General features: G+C 70.6%; 21 protein-coding genes. 10 read left to right on the plus strand and 11 right to left on the minus strand.

What is annotated here, in order from left to right:
* The first annotated feature begins 165 nt into the window (after positions 1 to 165).
* The 4 genes from E1295_RS02295 to E1295_RS02310 all read left to right on the plus strand — a co-directional run bounded on the left by E1295_RS02295 (position 166) and on the right by E1295_RS02310 (position 4,683).
* A complete protein-coding gene (locus E1295_RS02295) occupies positions 166 to 1,386 on the plus strand; it encodes a sensor histidine kinase (protein ID WP_132627957.1) in 1,221 nt (406 codons plus the stop codon).
* Positions 1,383 to 1,976 (plus strand): response regulator transcription factor, encoded by a 594-nt coding sequence (locus E1295_RS02300; RefSeq protein ID WP_132627958.1) that lies wholly within the window; start codon positions 1,383 to 1,385, stop codon positions 1,974 to 1,976. Before E1295_RS02295 ends, E1295_RS02300 begins: the two co-directional genes overlap by 4 nt.
* A 121-nt stretch (positions 1,977 to 2,097) precedes the next feature.
* A complete protein-coding gene (locus E1295_RS48450) occupies positions 2,098 to 3,069 on the plus strand; it encodes a hypothetical protein (protein WP_166427038.1) in 972 nt (323 codons plus the stop codon).
* A 54-nt stretch (positions 3,070 to 3,123) separates the two neighbouring features.
* Positions 3,124 to 4,683, plus strand: a complete 1,560-nt coding sequence (locus tag E1295_RS02310; protein ID WP_220448508.1) for a PucR family transcriptional regulator — start codon at positions 3,124 to 3,126, stop codon at positions 4,681 to 4,683.
* 2 nt (positions 4,684 to 4,685) lie between these two features.
* Here E1295_RS02310 and E1295_RS02315 read toward each other — a convergent pair whose 3' ends face one another.
* Genes E1295_RS02315 through E1295_RS02325 form a run of 3 tightly spaced genes read right to left on the minus strand, consistent with a single transcriptional unit; the run spans position 4,686 to position 7,347 of the window.
* Positions 4,686 to 5,567: a polysaccharide deacetylase family protein gene (locus E1295_RS02315; protein WP_132627960.1), complete on the minus strand. Its 882-nt coding sequence runs from the start codon at positions 5,565 to 5,567 to the stop codon at positions 4,686 to 4,688.
* Between the two features lie 35 nt (positions 5,568 to 5,602).
* Entirely contained in the window at positions 5,603 to 6,730 is a 1,128-nt protein-coding gene (locus E1295_RS02320; protein ID WP_132627961.1) for an oxidoreductase, read from the minus strand.
* Complete coding sequence (locus tag E1295_RS02325; protein ID WP_132627962.1) at positions 6,727 to 7,347, minus strand: DUF1989 domain-containing protein; 621 nt, start codon at positions 7,345 to 7,347, stop codon at positions 6,727 to 6,729. Before E1295_RS02325 ends, E1295_RS02320 begins: the two co-directional genes overlap by 4 nt.
* 198 nt (positions 7,348 to 7,545) lie before the next feature.
* Here E1295_RS02325 and E1295_RS02330 point away from each other — a divergent pair, with 198 nt between their 5' ends.
* The gene (locus tag E1295_RS02330) at positions 7,546 to 8,154 is read left to right on the plus strand and encodes a TetR/AcrR family transcriptional regulator (protein WP_132627963.1); all 609 of its coding nucleotides are present in this window, start codon (positions 7,546 to 7,548) and stop codon (positions 8,152 to 8,154) included.
* A gap of 19 nt (positions 8,155 to 8,173) precedes the next feature.
* On the opposite strand, the gene E1295_RS02335 is transcribed toward E1295_RS02330, so the two are convergent.
* Positions 8,174 to 9,127 (minus strand): quinone oxidoreductase family protein, encoded by a 954-nt coding sequence (locus tag E1295_RS02335; protein ID WP_342775823.1) that lies wholly within the window; start codon positions 9,125 to 9,127, stop codon positions 8,174 to 8,176.
* Positions 9,128 to 9,414: 287 nt separating this feature from the next.
* Between E1295_RS02335 and E1295_RS02340 the strand changes: the two genes are divergently transcribed.
* The 4 genes from E1295_RS02340 (at position 9,415) to E1295_RS02355 (ending at position 13,987) form a co-directional block, all read left to right on the plus strand.
* Positions 9,415 to 9,660: a hypothetical protein gene (locus E1295_RS02340; RefSeq protein ID WP_132627965.1), complete on the plus strand. Its 246-nt coding sequence runs from the start codon at positions 9,415 to 9,417 to the stop codon at positions 9,658 to 9,660.
* Positions 9,661 to 9,798: 138 nt separating this feature from the next.
* Positions 9,799 to 10,965 carry an FxsB family cyclophane-forming radical SAM/SPASM peptide maturase gene (locus E1295_RS02345; protein ID WP_132627990.1) on the plus strand — a complete coding sequence of 389 codons (1,167 nt, stop codon included), beginning with the start codon at positions 9,799 to 9,801 and terminating at the stop codon, positions 10,963 to 10,965.
* 45 nt (positions 10,966 to 11,010) lie between these two features.
* Complete coding sequence (locus tag E1295_RS02350) at positions 11,011 to 12,804, plus strand: HEXXH motif domain-containing protein (RefSeq protein ID WP_132627966.1); 1,794 nt, start codon at positions 11,011 to 11,013, stop codon at positions 12,802 to 12,804.
* Positions 12,791 to 13,987 carry an acyltransferase family protein gene (locus E1295_RS02355; RefSeq protein ID WP_246079788.1) on the plus strand — a complete coding sequence of 399 codons (1,197 nt, stop codon included), beginning with the start codon at positions 12,791 to 12,793 and terminating at the stop codon, positions 13,985 to 13,987. Before E1295_RS02350 ends, E1295_RS02355 begins: the two co-directional genes overlap by 14 nt.
* Before the next feature lie 10 nt (positions 13,988 to 13,997).
* Here the strand turns inward: E1295_RS02355 and E1295_RS02360 are convergent, their stop codons facing one another.
* Together E1295_RS02360 and E1295_RS02365 are read right to left on the minus strand one after the other, a co-directional pair.
* Positions 13,998 to 14,867, minus strand: coding sequence for an AfsR/SARP family transcriptional regulator (locus E1295_RS02360; protein ID WP_132627967.1), 870 nt, complete (start codon positions 14,865 to 14,867; stop codon positions 13,998 to 14,000).
* A gap of 166 nt (positions 14,868 to 15,033) precedes the next feature.
* Positions 15,034 to 15,609, minus strand: a complete 576-nt coding sequence (locus tag E1295_RS02365) for a TetR/AcrR family transcriptional regulator (RefSeq protein ID WP_132627968.1) — start codon at positions 15,607 to 15,609, stop codon at positions 15,034 to 15,036.
* 101 nt (positions 15,610 to 15,710) lie between these two features.
* Here E1295_RS02365 and E1295_RS02370 point away from each other — a divergent pair, with 101 nt between their 5' ends.
* Positions 15,711 to 16,622: an SDR family oxidoreductase gene (locus E1295_RS02370; RefSeq protein WP_132627969.1), complete on the plus strand. Its 912-nt coding sequence runs from the start codon at positions 15,711 to 15,713 to the stop codon at positions 16,620 to 16,622.
* 53 nt (positions 16,623 to 16,675) lie between these two features.
* Here the strand turns inward: E1295_RS02370 and E1295_RS02375 are convergent, their stop codons facing one another.
* From E1295_RS02375 to E1295_RS02395, 5 genes are all read right to left on the minus strand, one after another.
* Complete coding sequence (locus E1295_RS02375; protein WP_425465329.1) at positions 16,676 to 17,095, minus strand: RNA-guided endonuclease InsQ/TnpB family protein; 420 nt, start codon at positions 17,093 to 17,095, stop codon at positions 16,676 to 16,678.
* Between the two features lie 3 nt (positions 17,096 to 17,098).
* Positions 17,099 to 17,752, minus strand: coding sequence for a response regulator (locus E1295_RS02380; RefSeq protein WP_132627970.1), 654 nt, complete (start codon positions 17,750 to 17,752; stop codon positions 17,099 to 17,101).
* Positions 17,740 to 18,876 carry a sensor histidine kinase gene (locus E1295_RS02385; protein WP_246079789.1) on the minus strand — a complete coding sequence of 379 codons (1,137 nt, stop codon included), beginning with the start codon at positions 18,874 to 18,876 and terminating at the stop codon, positions 17,740 to 17,742. The genes E1295_RS02380 and E1295_RS02385 overlap by 13 nt, the downstream gene beginning before the upstream one ends.
* 391 nt (positions 18,877 to 19,267) lie before the next feature.
* The gene (locus tag E1295_RS02390; RefSeq protein ID WP_166427039.1) at positions 19,268 to 19,714 is read right to left on the minus strand and encodes a DUF2690 domain-containing protein; all 447 of its coding nucleotides are present in this window, start codon (positions 19,712 to 19,714) and stop codon (positions 19,268 to 19,270) included.
* 202 nt (positions 19,715 to 19,916) lie between these two features.
* Positions 19,917 to 20,816 (minus strand): RNA polymerase sigma-70 factor, encoded by a 900-nt coding sequence (locus tag E1295_RS02395; RefSeq protein WP_132627972.1) that lies wholly within the window; start codon positions 20,814 to 20,816, stop codon positions 19,917 to 19,919.
* Between the last annotated feature and the right edge of the window lie 55 nt (positions 20,817 to 20,871).

The following is a 20,871-nucleotide window of genomic DNA, read 5'->3' on the forward strand; positions in this document are numbered from 1 at the left end:
TCATCCCGGAAGACGCTGTCGGCTGCGACCGGCCACTGCGCAGGAGAGGGGTCTGCGCCCGAGCAGAGCACAGTGGCGCCGGCCGTCCTGGGCGAGCGACCAGGCGCCGACATTGTGACATTCGTCAGGATTCGGTGGGAGGAGCACCTGGCTAGGGTGGGGCGCATGAAGGGCCGGCTGTGGACCTCCGTCTATCTCGTCGTCCTGCTGTGGCCGGTGCCCGGGTTCCTGGGCTCCGGCCCGTCGGGCGTCACGGCCGGGCTGATGGTCGCCGGTCTGGCGTCTTTCGCCGCCCTCTATCTGAGGGTCGTGTGGACGGCGCTGGACCACCCCCACCGCAACGCGACGCCGTACAGCCTGATCCTGCTCTTCCTGGTCGCGGCCGCGATGGTGCCGGTATTGGGCGAGATGTGGGTGTTCGCGACGTCGTACTTCCTCATCACCGCGGCGGCCACGGCGCTGCCCGTGCGGGCCCTGCCGGCGGTGGGCGGGGCGGTGGTCGTGGCCATCGTGCCGGCCCTGCTGCTGCTCGGGAAGTCGCCGGCCGAGTTCTGGTGGATGCCGTTGCAGACCGTCGTGTTCACCGTGGCCATGCGCGCCTTCCTCCAGCTCAACGCCGCGAACAAGGCGCTGAGCGAGGCCAACGTCGAGGTCGAGCGGCTGGCCGTGGACAACGAGCGCCTGCGCTTCGCCCGCGACATGCACGACCTCCTCGGTCACAGACTGGCCGTGATGACGGTGAAGAGCCAGCTCGCGGCCAGGCTCGCCACGGCCGACCCCGAACGGGCCAGAGCGGAGATGGAGGAGGTCGAGGAGCTCTCCCGGCAGGCGTTGTCCGACGTGCGTGAAGCGATCGGGGGCTACCGGGAGCCGTCCCTGCCCGGAGAACTGGACGGCGCCCGCCGCGCGCTCGGCACCGCGGGCGTGCGGCTGGACGTGGGGGCCGGCCCAGTCCCCGCCGACGCCGAGCCGGTCCTGGCGTGGGTGGTCAGGGAGGCCACGACCAACGTCGTCCGCCACAGCGGCGCCCGCCACTGCCGCATCCGCCTCGGCGTCGAGGACGGGCAGGCGTACGCGGAGGTGTACGACGACGGCCGCGGACCCGCGGACACCCCTGGCACCCCGGACGCCTGCGGCAACGGGCTGCGCGGGCTCGCCGAACGCGTCCACGTGGCGGGTGGCGCCCTTCACTGCGGCCCCGCGGAGGGCGGCGGCTTCCTGCTGACCGCCCGGCTGCCCATATTCGACGGACACGATGGCCACGATGACCACGGCGGACACGGCCGAAACGACGGACACGGCGGAAGCGACGGACACGGTGACCGCGGTGAGTATGGTGATCGCTCCGAGCGCGGCCGGCGGGCGGGTGTGGCGGAGGTGACATGATCCGGGTTCTGCTGGCCGACGATCAGCATCTCGTACGCGAGGCGCTGGCGGCGCTGCTCGGCCTGGAGCCCGACCTCGAGGTCGTCGGCCAGGTCGGCCGCGGCGACGAGGTGGCGGGCGCCGTCGCCCGGTTCCGTCCGGACGTCGTACTGCTCGACATCGAGATGCCGGGCCTCGACGGTCTCAGCGCCGCGGCCGGGCTCACCGGCGTACGCGTGATCATCCTGACCACCTTCGGCCGCCCCGGATATCTGCGGCGGGCCATGGACGCCGGCGTCTCCGGATACGTGGTCAAGGACGCCCGGGCCGGGGAACTGGCGGACGCCGTCCGGCGGGTGCACGCCGGGGAGCGGGTGTTCGACCGCAAGCTCTCCGCCGCCAGCCTCTCCGCCGGGTCGAACCCGCTCACGGGCCGCGAACGCGACGTCCTGCGTGCCGCCAACGAGGGCGGCACCATCGCCGACATCGCCCGCCGTCTCTACCTGTCCGACGGCACCGTACGCAACTACCTGTCGTCGGCCATCGGCAAGCTCGGCGCACGCAACCGGGCGGAGGCGGCGCGCACCGCCGAGTCGAAGGGCTGGCTCTGAGAGCGACTCCCAGGACCGGCCCTGACGACCGGCCCTGACGACCGGCCCTGACGACCGCTTCGAGGACGGGCTCTGACGAACGTCACTACCGGCCACGCTCTGGCCTGGCGAGGCTGGAGGCATGGCTGGACGTATCGCGCCCGCGCTCGGGCTCTTCCTGTTGTCGCCGTTGATCGGCGAGTTCCTGCTGGGCAACCTGCCCGTCACCATGCTGTTCGCGCTCATCACCCTGGCCCCGCTGTACGGGGGCGGCGCGCTGCTCGTCCGTGAGCTGGCCAGGCGCCGGGGCGCCGGCTGGCCGGGCATCGTCCTGCTCGCCGTCGCCTACGCCCTCGTGGAGGAGGGCCTGGTCACGCGGTCCCTGTTCAACCCCGGCTACGCGGGGATGGACCTCACCTCGTACGCGTGGATTTCCGGCGTGGAGGTGAGCGCCTGGTGGGTGACGTTCGTGCTGGGCGGGGTGCACGCGGCGGGCAGCATCTGCGTCCCGATCGCGGTCGTGGAGTCCTTCGTGCCGGCCAGGGCGGCGGAGCCGTGGCTGCGTCTTCCCGGGCTGGTGGTGGCCGGGCTGCTGTTCGTGGTCGGGGCGGTGGCCGCCGCCCTGTTCGACCCGGCCGCGCACCAGCCCTCCCCCGCGCAGGTCGCGGGCGTGATCGTACTGGCCGGGCTGCTGGTCCTGCTCGGCCTGCGTCGCCGGCGCCCGGTCACCGGGGCAGGGGGACAGGCTCCGGGGCCGTGGCCGACGCTCGGTTTCTCCCTGGCGGCCGGGGCGGTGTTCTGGCTGGCGGCCCTGGCGCTCGACATGCTGGGCGCGTGGGTGGTCGTCGTCGTCAACCTCACCGTGTACGCCGCGGTCTGCGTCCTGGTGACCCGCTGGTCCCGGCGGCCCGGATGGGGGGCCGGCCAGACGTTCGCGCTGGCGGCCGGCGGCGTGCTCACCTACGCCTGGCACGCCTTCCCGCAGCCTCCCGCCGTACCCGTGGAGCCGGCGATCGACCTCGCGGGGAACACCGTCTTCGCGCTGGCCGCCGTCGCGCTGCTCGCCGTGGCCGCGGCACGGCTGCGCCAACCGCGGCTCGCCCGCCAGGAGTGAGCCTCGATAGAGGGATCTCCATGAATGCCGCGTTCCCCTGGATATAGTCACACCGTGTTCACGCTTCGTTCCTTGGCGGAACGTTCGTCCCTCGGTCTCACGGTGCTGGTCCCGGGCAGGCCGGGCGCGATGGACGCGCCGGTCGCCTGGGTGCACAACACCGAGCTGCCCGACCCGTCCCCTTACGTGCACGAGGGGGAGCTCGTCCTGACCAACGGCTTGTGGCTCGGCCAGGTGTCGCCCGCCCAGTTCGTCAGGAGCGTCAAGGGCGCCGGCGGCAGCGGCATCGTCTTCGGCCTGCGTGCCGAGCTGTCCGCCACACCGCGGGACCTGGTCGACGCCTGCAGGGAAGAGGACGTGCCGCTGCTGGAGATCTCCATCGAGGTGCCGTTCACGGCGGTCTCCCAGGCTGTCGCCGACATGCTGGCCGACGAGCGGAAGCAGGCCCTGGTCGGCATGGTGCGCCGGGGTGACGCGCTGGCCACGGCCATCTCCCGGGGAGCCGGCGCCGGCGGGGTGCTGAACGTTCTGCGGCATGACTACGACCTGCCCCTCGCGGTGGTCGACAGGATGGGCCGCTCGCTCGGGACGGCAGGCACCGACCTCGACGCGGACCAGCTGCACGCCGTCGCCACGGGGCTGGCCAAACATCCGCCCGCTCTTGAGGTGGAGCTGGGTGAGGCGGGGCGTGCGGCGCTGTTTCCCGTGGGCGCCGTCGGCGACATCGACGCCGCCCTCATCTGCCTGCGCCCCCTGCGCCGGCTGACCTCGGCCGAGCGGGAAGGGCTTGAGCAGGCGGCCAGATTCCTCAGCCTCGAGGTCGCCAAGCAGCAGGCCGTGCAGGCGATCGAGATGCGCTTCGCCAGCGAGCTCCTGGAGATGGTGCTGTCAGGGGGCAGCCGGGCCGGCGAGGTCCCCGGCAGGCTGCGCGCCTTCGGCGTGGACCCGGGTGGCCCGCTGGCCGTGTGCTCCGTGGCGTTCGCGCAGCACGAGACCGCGACGCTGCACGGGCTCGCCGAGGCGATCGGCGAGTTCTTCGCCGCCGAGGGGGTGCCGGTGGTGGTCGCCGGCGGCACGCAGGACGTCGTCGCCGTGCTGCCGTGGCGCCGTCAGGAAGACGGGCTGCCACCGCTGGCGCAGCGGCTGGTGCGCGAGGTCGAACGGCGCTTTCCCGGCCTGCGCCCGGTCGCCGGCCTCGGCGGCATCGCCTCGCACGCGGCCGAGCTGCGGCCCGCGCTGCTGCAGTCCAGGGAGGCCTGCCGCGTGCTCACCCGCACCCGCACCGGCCCCCGGGTGCGGGCTTTCTCGCAGCTGGGCACACACCGGCTGCTGATCGGGCTGCTCGACGCGCAGACGTCTCGCCGGTTCTCCGCCGGGCTCCTCGATCCGCTGAAGGACCACGACGCGCGGCGGGGCGGCGACCTGGAGCTGACACTGCGCACGTTCCTCGATCACGACGGGCAGTGGTCGGCGACGGCCGCGGCGCTGCACGTGCACGTCAACACCCTGCGCAACCGCCTGGCCAAGGTCACCGAGCTCACCGGCAGGGACGTGGCGCGCACCGAGGACCGGGTCGACCTGTTCCTGGCACTGACCATCGACGCGATGGACTGAGGTCAGTCCGCGTAGACGTCCGGGGAGGCCTCGGGCGGGTGGAGGTCGCGCACGGCCAGCCCGGCCTCCGTGCGGGCCGACTCGGCGACGTCACGGCAGCGGGCGAACGACACGTCCGCGCAGCCGCGCGCGTACTCCAGGAACCGCCGCAACGCCAGCGCCCGCCCGGGCCGCCCCGACAGGAACGGATGCAGGCACAGGTTGAACAGGCCGCCGTAGTGGCGCATCCCGTCCAGCTCGGCCTGCCACAGCTCCAGCACCTTCACCGGGGACTCGATGACCGAGCCGACATGCGGGGCCGGCAGGAACGCGTACTGCTCCCAGTCGTCGAGCGACCAGTGCACGGGGAGCTCGACGATCTCACCCGCCGGCGTACGCACCTTGTACGGCCGGTCGTCACCCATGAGGGAGGAGTCGTAGCGCAGCCCGTGCTCCGCGACCAGGCCGCCGGTCTGCCATGACGCCTCCCACAAGGCGGCGCGATGCCCCCGGATCTCGATGCCCTGGCGGTCGAAGACGGCCAGGGCCCGCTCGAAGTCGGCGCGCTCCTCCTCGGCCGTCATCGACGTGGGCGGGCGATGGCTGTAGGAATGGTGCGCCACCTCGTGGCCCCGTTCGGTGATCGACGGCGCCAGCCACGGGCGGTGCTCGGCCACCCAGCCGGGTACGAAGAACGTGGCCGGCACGGACATCTCGTCGAGGAGGTCCAGGATGCGCGGCAGGCCGACCTCGGGCCCGTACGCCTGATGGGACATCGTGCTCGCGTGAGCGGCGTAACGCCGGCCCTGCGCCAGCACGGGCGTCTCGGCGTCCACGTCGAAGGTCAGCGTGACCACCGCGGCGAACGCCGCACGCCCGCCCTGCCCCTCGGAGGTCGCGCTCACACCGCCGCCCTCACCGCCGGGCCCGGAAGCCGCGCTCACACCGCCGCCGTGGCCGCGGGCCGCCACAGCCGGGCGTTGGCCAGTGTCGCCATCGGCTGGAGCATGCGGTGGTCGAAGTCCGCCATGGGCAGCCCCTGGGCCAGGCGCCGCGGGAAGTCCGGGTTGGCGAGCGCGCCCCGGCCCAGGGCCAGCACGTCGGCGTGGCCGTCCGTCAGCACCGTGCTCGCCCGGCCGACGTCGTGCATGCCGCCGTTCGCCAGCACCGGCAGCCCGGTCACCTTCCTGGCCAGGCCCGTGATCGTCATTCCCCCGTCGAGGGTCGCCGTCTCCACCCAGTCGCGTCCTTCGCTGGCGATGTGCAGGTAGCTCGCGCCCGCCTCGGCGAGCGCCGCGAAGATGATCTCCGCGTCCCTGGTTCCGCCCGCCCATCGGTGGGTGTGATCGTTGACCTTGCCCTGGGACAACCGGATCCCCACGCAGAAGCGCGGGCCGACCTCCGCCCGGATGGCGGAGACGATCTCCGCTGCCAGTCGTACCCGGCGGGAGACCGAGCCACCGTATCGATCGTCACGGGTGTTGGTGTAACCGGTCAGGAACTGGTCGATCAGGTAGCCGTTGGCGCCGTGCACCTCCACCCCGTCGAACCCGGCCCGTTCGGCGCGGACGGCCGAGGCCACGAAGCCCCGCACCACCTGGTCGATGTCGTCCTGGCTCATCGAGCGGGGTGTGGCCCAGGGCCCGTGCCCGCCGTACTCGGGCATCTTCTCCCCGCGCGGCGGCACCGCCGACGGCGCCACCGTGTCGTCACGGTAGCGGTTGCCCTGCGACAGCGCGCCCGCGTGCATCAACTGGAGCACGAACGCCGCGCCGGCGCCGCGCACCTCGCCCGCGATCTCCCGCCAGCCGGCCTCGTGGCCGTCGCTGACCATGCCCGGCTGGTTGAGATATCCCTGGCTGTGCCGGGTGTCGGTGTAGGTGCCCTCGGTCACGACGAGGCCGAACCCGCCGCGGGCGAAAGCCGCGTAGTAGCCGGCCATGTCTTCTGTCGGCGTGCCGTCGGAGGCGGCCGACACCCTCGTCATGGGCGCCACCGCCAGCCGGTTGGCCAGGCTCAGCCCGCCGATGGTCTCGGGGCGCAGGGCAGGGTGCTGTACGTCGTTCATTGTGCTGGTTCCTTGGCTCGTGGGTTGTGGTCGCTGAGGAGATCGATCGCCAATGACGTCGGCCGCGGGCCGTTGACCTCCACCAGGTCCTGAGGGCAGGCGGAAACGGCGAGGACGCAGTCCATGGCCGCCTCGAACGTGATCGCGTCACCCGGCCGGCTGATCGCGCTCAGCCAGCTCAGCCGGCCGTCGCCCGACACCGGGATCCTCATGAACAGGTTGACCGGCTGCGGAGTGTGCGCACTCGCCAGATCCAGCGAGGCCAGGCTCCGTCGCAGGTTGTCCGCGCACGAGGCGTGGAATCCGCTCACCCCCAGGGCCCGGTAGCGCGCGGGATCGCAGGCCGCGATGAGCATGTCGTGCACGCCCGGCGAGGTGTCCTCCACCAGGGTGAGGATCGGCCTGCGCCGATCGGTCACGAACTGCTCGCCCACCGCCGGGAACAGGCGGCTGGTGACGGCCCGGGTGTGGGACGCGCTGAGATGCTCGGTCAGGTCGCCGGCGGCGAACACGAACAGATCACCCACCTGACTCCCCTCGAGATCGGTGACCCGTACGCGCTGACCAGCGCCGACCTTGACCGCCCGCCCTTCAGCGGCAGGCACGATGACTCGCATGACCACAGACAACCAGCCGGCGCCCCGGCCCCACCATGGAGATTCCCACCATGTCCAGCACGGCCACTGGAGGAACCTCCACCGTGGACGCTGGGGGAACGACGTACTGATGGCCTGAGCCCGGCGCCGCGTCGGTCGCGGGCGTCCGGCCGGGGCGCACTACAGTGGAGCCGGATCCAGCGGGTGGGGAGCGGGACTGTGCGACGTGTGCTGACGCCGAAGGGGCAGGCCACCCGGGCCCGCATCGTCGCCGGCGCCGCCGAGGTGGTCAGGGAGAAGGGCGTCACCGACGTCACCCTCGACGACGTCCGCTCGCACACCGGCACGAGCAAGAGCCAGCTCTTCCACTACTTCCCCGAGGGCAAGGACGCCCTGCTGCTCGCCGTCGCCCGGTACGAGGCGGAGCAGGTGCTGAACGACCAGCAGCCGCACCTGGCCCGCCTCGACACCTGGGAGGCCTGGTGCCGCTGGCGGGACGTGCTCGTCGAGCGCTACGAGTCGCAGGGCGACCAGTGCCCGCTGTACACCCTGTTCCTCCAGGTCGGACGTAACACGCCGGGCTCACGGGCGATCGTCAGGGAGTTGCTGGGGCGATGGCAGCAGAGCCTGGCCGCCGGGATCAGGGCGTTGCAGCGCAACGACCTGCTCCCCCTGTCCGTCGACGCCGACGAGAGCGCCGCCGCGCTGCTGGCCGCCATCCAGGGCGGGGTGTCGATCATGTTGTCCACCGGGGAGTCCCACCACCTGCGCACCGCGCTCGACTGGTGGATCACGCGGTTGCGGGCGCAGGCGCCCCAAGCCGGCTGACCGCCGGCTGACCCGCCGTTCACGGCAGGAGCAGCAGCTTCCCGACCGTACGGCGGGACTCGAGGTCCGCGTGCGCCCGCGCCGCCTCCGCGAGGGGGTGGCGCGCTCCGATCACCGGCCTGAGCCGCCCCTTGCCGACCAGGTCGAACACCTCGGCCGTACGCGCGAGCAACGCCGCCCGGTCGGGCACGTGGTCGCGAACGAGCGGATGGGACAGCAGCACGCTGTTGGGCAGCTCCGCGGGGGTGAGCGTGGGGACGCCCATGAGGGGGCCGTAGAAGGCGTGCACACCGTGCCGGCGCAGGGCCGACAGCGACGACCGGAACGTCGCCGCCCCGCCGCCGTCGTACACCACGTGCGCGCCCTCGCCGCCGGTCAGCTCCCGCACCCGGTCCTCGAAGCCGCCGCCGCTGGAGACGATGACGTGGTCGGCCCCCGCCTCCTTCGCCACCGGCACCTTCTCCTCCCGTGAGACCACGCCGATCACGGTGCCGCCCCTCACCTTGATCAGCTGGGTCAGCACGAGCCCCACTCCCCCGGCAGCGGCGTGCACCACCGCCGTGACGCCCGGTTCGATCGGGTACGTCTCGGTCGTGAGGTGGTTCGCGGTGAGACCCTGCATCATCACCGCGGCCGCCGTCTCGTCCGGCACGTCGGCGGGCACCCGCACCAGCGACTCCGCCGGGACGGCGAGGTGCTGCGCGTAGCTGCCCTGGTGGTAGTACCAGGCGACCCTGTCACCGATGGCGAGGCCCTGGACGCCGTCGCCGAGCGCGGTGACGTACCCCACGCCCTCGACCCCCGGGATCGCGGGCAGGCTCCAGCCGGGGGCCCGGCCCGTACGGACGCCGACGTCCATGTAGTTCACCCCGGCGACGCCGAGCCGGACGAGCACCTCCCCCGGCCCTGGCACGGGATCGGGCAGCTCGGTCCAGCTCATCACCTCGGGACCGCCGTACTCGCTGATACGCATCGCATGCATGAAAGAACCCCTGGCCTTCGCGCCATATCGTCGGACGGCCACAAGGTAGTGAGCAAAAAATGGACCAGCAAGTCCAGAAAACCTGGTCATCGCATACGGGTCGCCGACGCGCCGGCGCAGTCCCCCAACTGCCCCGCCACTTTCACCCGACGATCTTTCCGGACGCAACCGACGGTGCCCTTCACGCTCAACCGGGGGGCAACCGCCACTTAACCACCGTGTCCGACCATGGCCGCGGGAAGGCGAAACCGCCTGTCCGAATCGATACAGGGAGACCCATGGAGAAGAAGACGATCCAGCTGGCGACAGTGGCCGCGACTGCAATCGTCGGCGTGATCACCGGCGCCGGAATGGCGAACGCCGGGACCACCGCATCGGACGGGCCCGCAGCGGTGAACGTGGATCTGGCCAAGCTCAAGGCGAATGACGGCTCCGTGCTGGCTCAGGCCATCGCCAGAGCGACCTCAGAAACGGGGACCGTGGGCCCGCTCAACAATTTCAACAGCGTCGCACCACGTGTCTGACGGAGGTGGGAGCGGCGCCCCCGCACCGCTCCCACTCCCAGTCATTTCGAGAGGGGTCCCATGCAGCCCGTTCCGATCGTCCTGTCGGCACGTCCAAGCTCCAGGGAGTGGCCCGACGCAGACTGGGCCACCACAGTCATGGCACGCCCCGGCTGGCGATCCGCACCGTTCCGCGAGTTCGTCCTTAAGGTCCACGGCCGATGCAACCTGGCGTGTGACTACTGCTACATGTACGAGCTCGCCGATCAGTCTTGGCGCACCCGTCCCGGCGCCATGAGCACGAAGATCCTGGATCAGACGGCACGGCGCATCGGCGAGCACGCCGCCGCCCATGCCCTGCCGGAGGTCTGTGTCGTCTTCCATGGCGGTGAACCACTTCTCGCGGGCCCTCAGTTCATCGATGAGGCGTCCGCGACGCTGCGAGCGGCGATGCCTTCGGACACCACACTGAGACTGAGCGTGCAGACCAACGCGGTGCTGCTCAACGAGGAGTTCCTGCGAGTGTTCGACCGGCACGACATCGACGTCGGCGTGAGCTTGGACGGCAACCGTCACGCCAACGACAGGCACCGCCGCCATGCCAACGGTCGCAGCAGCTACGAGGAGGTCGTTCGTGGCTTGAGGTTGCTGAACCGGCCGTCCTACCGCCGGCTCTTCTCCGGCCTGTTGTGCACGATCGATGTCGACAACGATCCGGTGGACAGCTATGAGGCGTTGCTGGAGTTCGAGCCACCGACGATGGACTTCATGCTGCCGCACGCGAACTGGAACGAACCGCCGCCCCACTGGAGGGATGACCCGGAGCATACCCCGTACGGTGACTGGCTGGTCGCGATCTTCGAACGGTGGTACTCGGCGCCGTCGGAAGAGACCGTCGTGCGGACTCTGCGCGCTGTCGTGGACGAAATGCTCGGCGGGCGCAGCAACGACGAGGTGATCGGCCTGGCCGCGATCAGGCTGATCGAAGTCGAGACGAGCGCCACCGTGGAGCAGGTCTGCTCGCTGAAGTCGGCGTTTGAGGGAGCCACTGCAACCGGCTTCGACATTTTCTCGCACAGCTTCGACGACGCGCTGAAGCACCCCGGCGTGGTGGCCAGGCAGGCGGGGCTGGACGCGCTCTCCGACACCTGCATGGGCTGCCGGGTACGCGACATTTGCGGTGGCGGTCACTACGTGCACCGTTACCGGGCCGGCTCCGGTTTTCGCCATCCCTCCGTCTACTGCGCCGACCTGTACCGCCTTGTCACGTACATCGCCCAGCGCATCGCCGCGGACCTTCGTGACGCGGCAGAAGTCGTGCGTTGACCCTCCGACCACTGCCCGGCCTCACCGAGTCACCCTCGTCAAAGAATGAACGGTGTTCTGATGATCACGTCCCGGGATCTCCAAGCGCTGGCCACCGGCCGCGATGAGCTCGCCATGGTGACGATTCTCCGCGTAGGCCAGCTCGGCAAACACGCCCTACTCCTCCGTGCGATCATGCACGCCGGACAACAGAACCACCCGGAAGAGTACGCGGCGTCGGGTTACGAAGCCGCCTATGACCTGCTCGCCTCCGCGCAGGAGGCTCATGGGGAGGTGGTCACATCCCTGCTCCTGCATCCTCAGACCGCTGCGTGGGCGCATGCCTGCCTGCGCCTGACGCAAGACCTCGATGCTGATCCCGGGCACGTTCGCGAGATGCTCGGTGGGTTGGGCGGCGTGGCGGCCGCCGCGGCGATCAGGGCCGGGATCGAGTTCGAGCTGGCGGCTCCCTTGCGGCGAGGCGCCCTCCTGCTGCCCACGTTCGGCCAGGCGTGCTTTCCCACGAGCGGCAGCGTGACCATCCGCAACGATGGGCAGGGAGCGTCACTCACCTCAGGTGACACCACGGTCAAGCTGCCTGCCGACCACCGCGAGGACAGCCCGGGATGGCTCGGGCTACGTGAGATCACGGCAGAGAGCGCGGGCGTACGCCTGAAGGTGGATCTGGACGACCTCGGGCCGGACCGGGCTATGCGCACGGGCGTGGCCGGCCGGCTGGACGCGGACGCCGTCGGCCGCTGGTCCGACCGAGTGCGCAGGACATGGATACTCATGGTTGCCGTGAGTCACAAGCGTGCCGTCTCCACGGCCGAGGTGCTGGCGACACTCATCCCGCAGGCGGAGCGCGAGGGTGAGAGCGCGTCCACCCGCGACGCGTTCGGCGCGGTCCAGCTCACCGAGTGCGATCATCCCGGTACTCTCGCCGAGACCCTCGTTCACGAGGCACAGCATTCCAAGCTCAATGCGCTGCTCGACCTGTGTCCTCTTCTCCACGAGGACGACGGCAGACTCTATTACTCTCCCGCCCGCAGCGACGCCCGGCCGGTGCACGGCCTGCTGCACGCGACGTACGCCTTCTTCGGCATCACCGACTTCTGGCGGCAGCACCGCCACCTCGACCAGGGTACGAGCCGTGCGTACCCACATTTCCAATTCGCGATGGCACGGGAGCAGTGCCTCATCGGCACCGGCACCCTGCTGGAGTCGGGCATGCTCAACACGGACGGCCTTGCATTCGTCGCCAGCATGGACGCCACGCTACGGAGCTGGGGCGCCGACGAGGAAGTACCCGAGCCGTACGCGACGTGGGCGCGGGCGGCGATCCTCGACCACCGGCTCCTCTGGAAGTTGAACAACCTCCACCACCACGCGGACACCCTCCTGCGCCTGGCCAAGGCGTGGATCGCCGGTGAGCCCGCGCCCCACGCTGCGGGCGCAACAGAGCAGGTCATACGGCAGTGGCTCGGCGTCAGCCCGAGCTACATCCGGCTGAAACTGCGATACGTGGAGGCCCGGTCGCCGCAGTCCGGTGAGCGGCTCTACGCGGATCTGAAGGCGGAAGTGCGGGACGCGAACGATGCCGACCTGGCCTTTATACACGCCGACCACACGACGGCCGCTCGCCTCTACGCCGAGCGCATCGTGGCAGGATCAGACGACGTCACGGACTGGGCGGGTCTCGCCTTGGCGCTGCAGGGCAGCGGCTGTTCGGGCTCGTTGGCGACGCAACCCCAACTGGTGCGTGCGGTGTACAACCATATCGGCGACCTGCAAGGACCCCGGCAGGACCCCAGGGCCCTGGCCGCCTGGCTCGACGGAACGCTGGATGATGTCCTCTGACCAGATCCATCGGCCTACGGGCGTGCCGCCGCGAGGGCCCATCGTCCTCGCGAGGGTCCACGCCCTCGACGGCATCAGGGCACTGGCCGCCCTGATGATCTTGATTTATCACGTGGCGCTGCAGACGGGGTTGGCGCTGCAGGACGGTATTGCCGGAGCTCTGCTGTCGAGATTGGACGTCGCCGTATCGATCTTCTTCGTGCTTTCCGGGCTGCTGTTGTACCGGCCGTGGGCGTTCGCCTCACTGACCGGCGAGCGGCCTCCTGGCTCGCGTGACTATCTGATCCGGCGCGCGCTACGCATCCTGCCTCTTTACTGGATCGTCGTCGTGGTAGCCATCTTCGGCTGGTCACGCGAACACGTCGGCGATCTGTGGACCTGGCTGAAGCTCCTGACGCTGACCCACAACTACGACACCGCGCCATGGTGGAACAGTACCGGCCCGCCGGGACTGATGCAGATGTGGAGCCTGTCGGTGGAGGCGGCTTTCTATCTCACGTTGCCGCTGATGGCGTTGCTGCTCTCTTGGTTGTCCGGAGGCGCTACGGGAGTGGCTGACCGCGCGAAACGACAACTCGTCGCGGTCACGGGAGTCGCGCTGGCGTCGTTCGTCTGGACGCTCGTTCAGTTCTCGCCTGTGGGCACTGGCTATATGCAGCTTTGGTTGCCCCGCTACGGGGCGTGTTTCGCGGGTGGTATGGCGCTGGCGGTCGTCATGGTATGGCTGTCGTCCATGCGGGAGGAGGTCCGGCGTACGCTCACGCGATGGTGGTGGATTTGCTGGATCATCGCGGGAGCGGCGTACGCGCTGGCCTCGACGCCCGTGACGGGCGGCCGCTACGTCGCCCCCTCTGATCTGGCGACGAGCCTGGCCGAGCAGGCCCTGTACGCGGTCATCTCCATCTCGCTGGTGGCGCCGGCCGCGCTTACGTCATCCCCCGGTCTCGTACGCAGGCTGCTGGCGAACCGTCCCGTGGGCATGCTCGGCGGCATCTCTTACGGGATCTTCCTGTGGCAGTTCATCGCCATTGACACCTGGTATGCGCTGACCGGACAACAGGGATGGACAGGAGGATTCGCGATGAATCTCGCGACGATCACCGTCCTGACCCTTCTGTACGCCTTCATCAGTGGCGAGCTGGTCGAGAAGCCGATCCGGCGACGCATGTCACGCCGCCTGTAGTCGTTTACAGTCAACCGCTGGAGGGACCTTCTACGTTCACAGGCTCCGAGCCGTCACCGTGATTGAGCAGCGCCGACAGCCAATAGAGGTCCTCCGCCCGTCCCACGAAGCCGAGCAGAGAGGAAGGACACCGCAAGTCCTGGCCCGCCCGGGCCGAGACGGCCTCGCGTATCCACGAGTGCAGTGCGTGCAACCGAGCGCCGGGCGCTATGCCGAACTCGTCGGCGAACAGCGTCCGGGTCTCGTGGAAGACCTTGAGCGCCTCGGCCTGCCGCTCGGCCTTGTAGAGCGCTGCCATAAGCTGAGCTCGGAGCCGCTCCCTGAACGGGTGCTCCGCGATGAGCATGGTCAGTTCAGTGATCATGTCATCTCGCCTGCCGAGCATCAGTTCGACGTCGAAGCAATCCTCCCACGCCTGGAGACGCAATTCTTCCAGCCGGTGAGACTCCGTAATGACCGAGTGAATGTCGGCATAGGCTGGCCCCCGCCACAAGTCCAGCCCCGCACGATACAGACCGCTCGCTTCCTCCAGGTAACCGGCGCGTTGTGCGATGCGTGCCCTTCGCACGAGGTCCGTGAAACGCATTGCGTCCAACTCCGCCGTTTCAACCCAGATCGAATAGGAGTTGCTGCCGTAGTTGATGCGATCGGCCAGGCCCACCGTGCGCCGGAGACGGTGAACATAGACCTGTAAACCTTTACGAGCGCTCCGAGGCGGTTCGCCGTCCCATAGCGCATCTATGAGGACGTCCACTCGCACCGGCCGATTCGCCTCGGACAACAGCACAGCCAGCAGCCGGCACCGCATTTCGCCTGTGAGTTTCAGTTGATTTCCTGCGTTAAGCACTTGGAGATGCCCCAGTACGCGGAATTCAATCAACGGTGCTCCGTCTCCATAAACGTACAAACTGCAGAAACGGCCGTAATCTCGATTATGGGCGACCTATCAGTCAGGCGCCACCCTCGTCACTGCTGGAGCGCTCTCATGTTGTGAGACCGGGTGGTCGAGCAAGGACTGCGAGGCCTCGTCATCGTCGGGCATGCGGTCAGGTCTTCGCACGGGTCAGGTCGCTGATCGCGGCGAACCCCTCGCGCTGCAACGCGACCAGGTCGCGCGTCTCTCCTGGGGCGATCCACCGGTCGAAGGCCGTCCTGAACACCAGGACGGCCAGTTCGCCGGCCAGGCCGGCGCTGACGTGGGCGACGCCGCGGGCGACGAGCGCGGCGGTCACGGCCTGGGCGAGCTTGGCCAGCTTGAGCAGCTCGCGCTCGCGCAACTGCTCGTTCGCCATGATGATCTCGTTGCGCGCGCGGGCGTAGTCACGGCCTCGCGCCTCCTGGAGGGCCCGGCCCCCGGCGTCGAGCGCCGCGACGAGCGGACCGGCCACGGACTCGCCGGCGGGCGCGTCGGCGATCGCTTCCACGAAGACCTGCTGGAGCAGCTCCTCACCGGCGAACAGCACCTCGCGTTTGTCCGTGAAGTGCCGGAAGAACGTGCGCTCGGTCACCCCGGCCCGCCCGGCGATCCCGGCCACGGTCGTCGCCTCGAACCCGTCCTCGGCGAACAGCTGCATCGCCGCCCGCTGCAGCCGCTCTGATGCCCCGGGTGCCCAACGTGCCATGTCCGGATCGTAGCCGTACCGCCGGTGATGACAGTGTCTGACATCGGCGCTAGGATGAGTGATGTCAGTTCATGACATCAAGAGAGAAGCGAGCGCACCCCATGCACGTCTTCGTCACCGGAGCATCCGGGTTCATCGGCCGCGCCGTCGTCGCCGAGCTCATCGCCGGCGGTCACACGGTGACCGGCCTGGCCCGCTCCGACGCCTCGGCCTCCGTCGTCAAGGATCTCGGGGCCGCAGTCCACCGCGGCGACCTGGACGACCTCGACCTGATCCGCGAGGGCGCGGACGCGGCCGACGGCGTCGTCCACCTCGCCAACAAGCACGACTGGGCCCACCCCGAGCTCTCCGACCAGGCCGAACGGGCCTCGGTGCAGGTCATCAGCGACACGCTCGCGGAGTCCGGCCGGCCGTTCGTCCTGGCGAGCGGCCTGGCCATACCCGGCCTCGGACGCGCGCTGACAGAGCGGGACCTCAGCCCCGCCGTCGGCCCCGGCTCACCGCGCGGCGGCGCCGAGAACCTCGCCCTGAGCTACGCCGCCCGTGGTGTACGGGTCGTGCCCGTCCGCTTCGCCCCGACCGTCCACGGCGAGGGCGACCACGGATTCATCTCCATCGTCGCGCGGGCCGCCAGGCAGCGCGGAGCCTGCGCCTATCCCGGCGAGGGGCGGCAGCACTGGCCGGCCGTGCACCGGTCCGACGCCGCCCGCCTGGTCCGGCTCGGCCTGGAGAACGCCCCCGCGGGCTCGATCCTGCACGCCGCCGCCGAGGAGGGCGTGAGCGTCCGCAGCATCGCCGAAGCGCTGGCAGGCCGCCTCGGCGTGCCCGCGATCTCGGCCCCGGCGGAGCAGCTCGCCGGCGACATCCCGTTCGTCGGCCGCTTCCTGTCGGCCGACGTCCCCGCCACGAGCACGATCACGCGCGACCTGCTCGGCTGGCGGCCCACCGGCCCCACCCTGCTGGAGGACATCGCCGCCGGCCACTACGACCAGCCGTCAGCTTCTCGGCCGTGAACGACCGAGCTTGCAGCTCCTCGCCGTACATGGGGTGCACGGTCTGGTCCGCGTCAGGCAGCGTGACTCACTGCCCAGCCCGTCTCACCGCGTGCGGCGATGTTGCGGGCTGCGTTGACGTCGGCGTGCTCAGCGAAGCCGCACGACGTGCAGGAGAAGGTAGCCTGGCCGGGCCGGTTGCGCCGGTCCACGTGCCCGCACTGCGAGCACTGCTGTGAGGTGTAGGACGGATCGACGTGGATGACGGCGACACCGGCCCGGGCCGCCTTGTAGTCGATGAAGCCGCCCAACTGGCGGAAACTCCACCCATGCAGCGTGACCCGCTGGGGCTTGCGAAGCCGTACCCGCTCGCGGATACCCTGGAGGCCGTCGCGGTCCTCGACTGAGCGCAGACCCCGCCGGCCGGCACCTGGCCGCGGCCGGGCTTCGCGGCCGGGCACGTCGTCCCGCACTGCCCGGCCGGGGCGGGGCATCGGTCAGGTGAGGCCCGCGTCGTGGGCGAGGAGCGCGATCTGGGTGCGGTTGTCCAGGTCGAGCTTGGTCAGGATGCTGGAGACGTGGGCCTTCACCGTCGTGATGCCCATGGCGAGGTCGGCGGCGATGTCGGCGTTCGTCCGGCCCTTGCCGATCGCCAGCGCCACCTCCTGCTCGCGCGGCGTGAGGGCGGCCAGCGCGGTGCGGGCCCGTTCGTAGGCCCCGGCCTGGGCGACGGTGCGCTCCATCAACCGCCGGGTGATGCCCGGGGACAGGATCGGGTCTCCCTCGGAGACCCGGGTGATCGCCTCCACGATCTGCGGCGGCGCGGTGTCCTTGAGCAGGAACCCGGCGGCGCCGGCGCGCAGCGCGTGCAGGACGTTCTCGTCGGTGTCGAACGTCGTCAGCACGATGACCTCGGGCGGCCGGGCGCGGGCGCGCAGCCGGCGGGTGGCGGTGATGCCGTCGACGCGCGGCATGCGCAGGTCCATCAGGACGACGTCGGGCGCGTGGGCGTCGGCCGCGGAGATGGCCTCCTGCCCGTCGGCCGCCTCGGCGACGACGGAGATTCCGCCCACGCCGTCGAGCATCATGGACAGGCCGGCGCGGACAAGGGCGTCGTCATCGACCAGCAACACGCGGATCACGCGGGCCATGGTAGCCGGGCGTGCAACCGGAACTCTCCCTCGGTGCTCTGGTGGTCCAGCTGACCGCCCGCCAGGCGTACCCGCTCGGTGAGCCCGACGAGGCCGACCCCGCTGCCCGGCGCGAGGGCGGGCGTGCCCGCCGGGGGCAGCGGGTTGCGCATGTCGATCAGCAGGGGCGTGCCGGGAGCGCCGCGCAACGACACCTCGACCGGCAGGCCGGGCGCGTGCTTGCGGGCGTTGGTCAGCCCTTCCCGCACGACGCGGTACGCGGTGTGCGACGCCCCCACCGGCAGGGCGGCGACGTCGGTGACCTCCTCGCGCAGCCGTACCGTCTGGCCGGCTCCCTCGGCTTCGGTGATCAGGCGGGGCAGGTCGGCCAGGTCCGGCCGGGGCGCGAGCTCGTCGGAGTGGTCGTCGTCGTCCTGCTCGCGCAACAGGATGATCACCTGGCGCAGCTCCTCCAGCGCCTGGTGCACACCGGAGCGGATCACCCCGGCGGCCCGTGCGAGCTGTTCCGGCGAGGAGTCGGGGCGGAACTCCAGCGCCCCGGCATGGGTGGCCACGAGGGACAGGCGGTGGGCCAGCACGTCGTGCATCTCCGCGGCGAGCCGGCGGCGTTCGCCCATGCGGGCCTCGGCGACGCGCCTGCCCTGCTCGGCCTCGGCACGGTGGGCGCGCTCGCGCAGGGATTCGAGCAGGGCGCGGCGGGAACGGGCCAGCGCTCCCCAGCCGAGCACCGCACCGTAGGCGGCGGAGATCAGCAGCAGCCACCAGCCGAACGAGATGCCGGAGTTGGGCCGCCACAGCCCCTGGACGACGTGGGCGGCGATGCCCACCGCCGTCACCGCCGCCGCGACGGGGAAACGCCTGCGCTGGGCCACCTGCAGCGCCCCCATCGAGGCCGCGGGCGTGGCCGCCGGGGAGAGCGTGGCCAGCAGGGTGGCGGTCAGTGCCCCGGAGACGGGCCAGCGCAGCTGGGCCGGCGCGGCGGCCAGGCTCACCGCCGCCACCGCGAGGTCCAGCCCCCAGGTGGGCCGGTCCACCAGGCTCCACAGCGACATCGCGGTCAGCACGCCCATGCAGAGGAGCACGCCGGCGACCGCGCCCCGGTGCGGGGGTCGGTTCTCACTCACCGGCCCAGGCTATTGTCCGGTACGGCGGCGCCATCACCTACCAAAGTCGGACCCGTACCCCACGGGCGGAGGACGCCCGCGCAAGCGTGCGATTCTTCCAGAGAACCTGCCGCCCGCGTTCCGTCGGCGCCGGCTCCGGCGTATGGGAGGTCCCCGTGGTGCGGGACCGGATCGACACCCGGTCCGTGGTCGAGGGGCTTCCCACGGCAGCCGAGGTCGCGGCGTCGTGCGCCGCGGCCGGGGCGTCGGCTCCGCCGTGCTCGGCTGGGCCGAGAGCCGGATCCGCCTGCTCGTACGGCGGCACGGCGGTTTACGGTGCCTGTGGACGCATGGAGCGCGGCCTTCCTCCGAGCCCGCCGTCGCCGCCCGCCCCGGACACGTGAGGCCGGGCTCAGCCGCAGGCCTTCGCCGTGGTGCCGCTGCCCTTGTTGACGCGGCCGATCCCGTTCGACACCGTGGCCGAGGCCTTGGCGCAGACGCCGCTGGGAGCGTAGACCATGTCGCCCCAGTGGCGGCCGCCGTTGCCCGCGCGGTAGGTGAAGGAGATGTTCTTGCTCTTGGTGAAGACCGTGATCTGGCCGGTGCCGTGCTTGGACACCTTCGCCTCGCCCCAGTTGGTGCCGCAGCGACGGGAGTAGTAGAGCCGGACCGTGCCCAGGCTGTCGCCGATCTCGTTCTTCAGCGAGGCCTTCTTCCCGGTGTCGACCTTGGAGGCGGCGCAGCCGCTCTTGTAGGGGTCCTTGCCGTCGTAGGCATGGGCGCTCGCGGGGCCGGCGGTCAGCGTAAGCGTCGAGATCGCCGCCGCGGAGACCGCGACCGCCGCTACCTGGATTCTCATGTCGGACATACTCCTTCGGAGTGGTTGGTGCCGGAGGTTTCGTCTGGAGAAGAGTCGCCGCCTCCCCGAGGCGCAGCGCGGCCTTCTGGGGGAGGGGGAACGATCCCGACTATGCAGGGCACGCCGAGGCGGCGGCAACCGACCTTTGCCCGAGATTTGTCCAGGCATTGTCCAGTGTCCATTTGGACAATGGAGGCGCAGGTCAGCGGCGGGTGAGCGGAATCTCCGACTCGACGCGGGTCAGCTTCTCGGGATTGCGGACGTAGTACAGGCCGCTGATGCGGGCGTCGTCCTCGACGCTGATCGCGAGGACGCCGTCGAGCTCGCCGTCCAGCCGCAGCACGAGTGCCGGGTTGCCGTTGACCACGGTGAGTGCGGTGGTGATCGTGCCGTCGTACCGGCCGAGGCCGCCGACGATCATGCGGCCGACCTTGTCCGCGCCGATGACCGGGTTCGGCGCCGCCTGCTTGACCCCGCCGCCGTCGGCCACCAGGACCGCCTCGGGGGCGAGCACGTCGAGCAGGCCCTGCAGGTCGCCCGTCTCGACCGCGCGCTGGAACGACTCCAGTGCCGCCTTGATCGTGTCCGGGGGCACCGCCTCGCGCGGGCGGCGGGCGCTGACGTGCCTGCGGGCGCGGTGGGCGATCTGGCGGACGGCCACGGGGCTCTTGCCGACGGCGGCCGCGATCTCGTCGTACCCGACGTCGAAGACGTCGCGCAGGACGAACACGGCGCGCTCGGTCGGCGAGAGCGTGTCGAGGACGAACATGAGCGCCATCGACACGCTCTCGGCGAGCTCGATGTCGTCGGCCACGTCCGGCGCGGTGAGCAGTGGTTCGGGCAGCCAGGGGCCGACGTAGGCCTCCCTGCGGCGCGTCATCGTGCGCAGCCGGTTGAGCGACTGCCGGGTGGTGATCCTGACCAGGTAGGCGCGCTGGTCGCGCACCTGGCCGAGATCGACCTTCACCCACCGCATCCAGGTCTCCTGGAGGACGTCCTCGGCGTCGGCCGCCGATCCGAGCATCTCGTAGGCGACGGTGAAGAGCAGGTTGCGGTGGGTGACGAAGGCGCCGGTCGCCGGGTCAGTGACGTGGTCGTCCATGCCTCGCCTCCCGTCCGTCCGCCCGCAAGGCGTTCGCGCGTGTCACCACGGTAGG

This window comes from Nonomuraea mesophila (genome assembly GCF_004352805.1).
GTDB classification, from domain to species: domain Bacteria; phylum Actinomycetota; class Actinomycetes; order Streptosporangiales; family Streptosporangiaceae; genus Nonomuraea; species Nonomuraea longispora.

Excerpts from the sequence above, each read along its gene's own strand:
- E1295_RS02295 (WP_132627957.1), top strand. The coding sequence starts at position 166 with ATGAAGGGCCGGCTGTGGACCTCCGTCTATCTCGTCGTCCTGCTGTGG.
- E1295_RS02300 (WP_132627958.1), top strand. The coding sequence starts at position 1,383 with ATGATCCGGGTTCTGCTGGCCGACGATCAGCATCTCGTACGCGAGGCG.
- E1295_RS48450 (WP_166427038.1), top strand. The coding sequence starts at position 2,098 with ATGGCTGGACGTATCGCGCCCGCGCTCGGGCTCTTCCTGTTGTCGCCG.
- E1295_RS02320 (WP_132627961.1), bottom strand. The coding sequence starts at position 6,730 with ATGAACGACGTACAGCACCCTGCCCTGCGCCCCGAGACCATCGGCGGG.
- E1295_RS02325 (WP_132627962.1), bottom strand. The coding sequence starts at position 7,347 with ATGCGAGTCATCGTGCCTGCCGCTGAAGGGCGGGCGGTCAAGGTCGGC.
- E1295_RS02335 (WP_342775823.1), bottom strand. The coding sequence starts at position 9,127 with ATGCGTATCAGCGAGTACGGCGGTCCCGAGGTGATGAGCTGGACCGAG.
- E1295_RS02340 (WP_132627965.1), top strand. The coding sequence starts at position 9,415 with ATGGAGAAGAAGACGATCCAGCTGGCGACAGTGGCCGCGACTGCAATC.
- E1295_RS02345 (WP_132627990.1), top strand. The coding sequence starts at position 9,799 with ATGGCACGCCCCGGCTGGCGATCCGCACCGTTCCGCGAGTTCGTCCTT.
- E1295_RS02350 (WP_132627966.1), top strand. The coding sequence starts at position 11,011 with ATGAACGGTGTTCTGATGATCACGTCCCGGGATCTCCAAGCGCTGGCC.
- E1295_RS02355 (WP_246079788.1), top strand. The coding sequence starts at position 12,791 with ATGATGTCCTCTGACCAGATCCATCGGCCTACGGGCGTGCCGCCGCGA.
- E1295_RS02365 (WP_132627968.1), bottom strand. The coding sequence starts at position 15,609 with ATGGCACGTTGGGCACCCGGGGCATCAGAGCGGCTGCAGCGGGCGGCG.
- E1295_RS02370 (WP_132627969.1), top strand. The coding sequence starts at position 15,711 with ATGCACGTCTTCGTCACCGGAGCATCCGGGTTCATCGGCCGCGCCGTC.
- E1295_RS02375 (WP_425465329.1), bottom strand. The coding sequence starts at position 17,095 with ATGCCCCGCCCCGGCCGGGCAGTGCGGGACGACGTGCCCGGCCGCGAA.
- E1295_RS02380 (WP_132627970.1), bottom strand. The coding sequence starts at position 17,752 with ATGGCCCGCGTGATCCGCGTGTTGCTGGTCGATGACGACGCCCTTGTC.
- E1295_RS02390 (WP_166427039.1), bottom strand. The coding sequence starts at position 19,714 with ATGAGAATCCAGGTAGCGGCGGTCGCGGTCTCCGCGGCGGCGATCTCG.
- E1295_RS02395 (WP_132627972.1), bottom strand. The coding sequence starts at position 20,816 with ATGGACGACCACGTCACTGACCCGGCGACCGGCGCCTTCGTCACCCAC.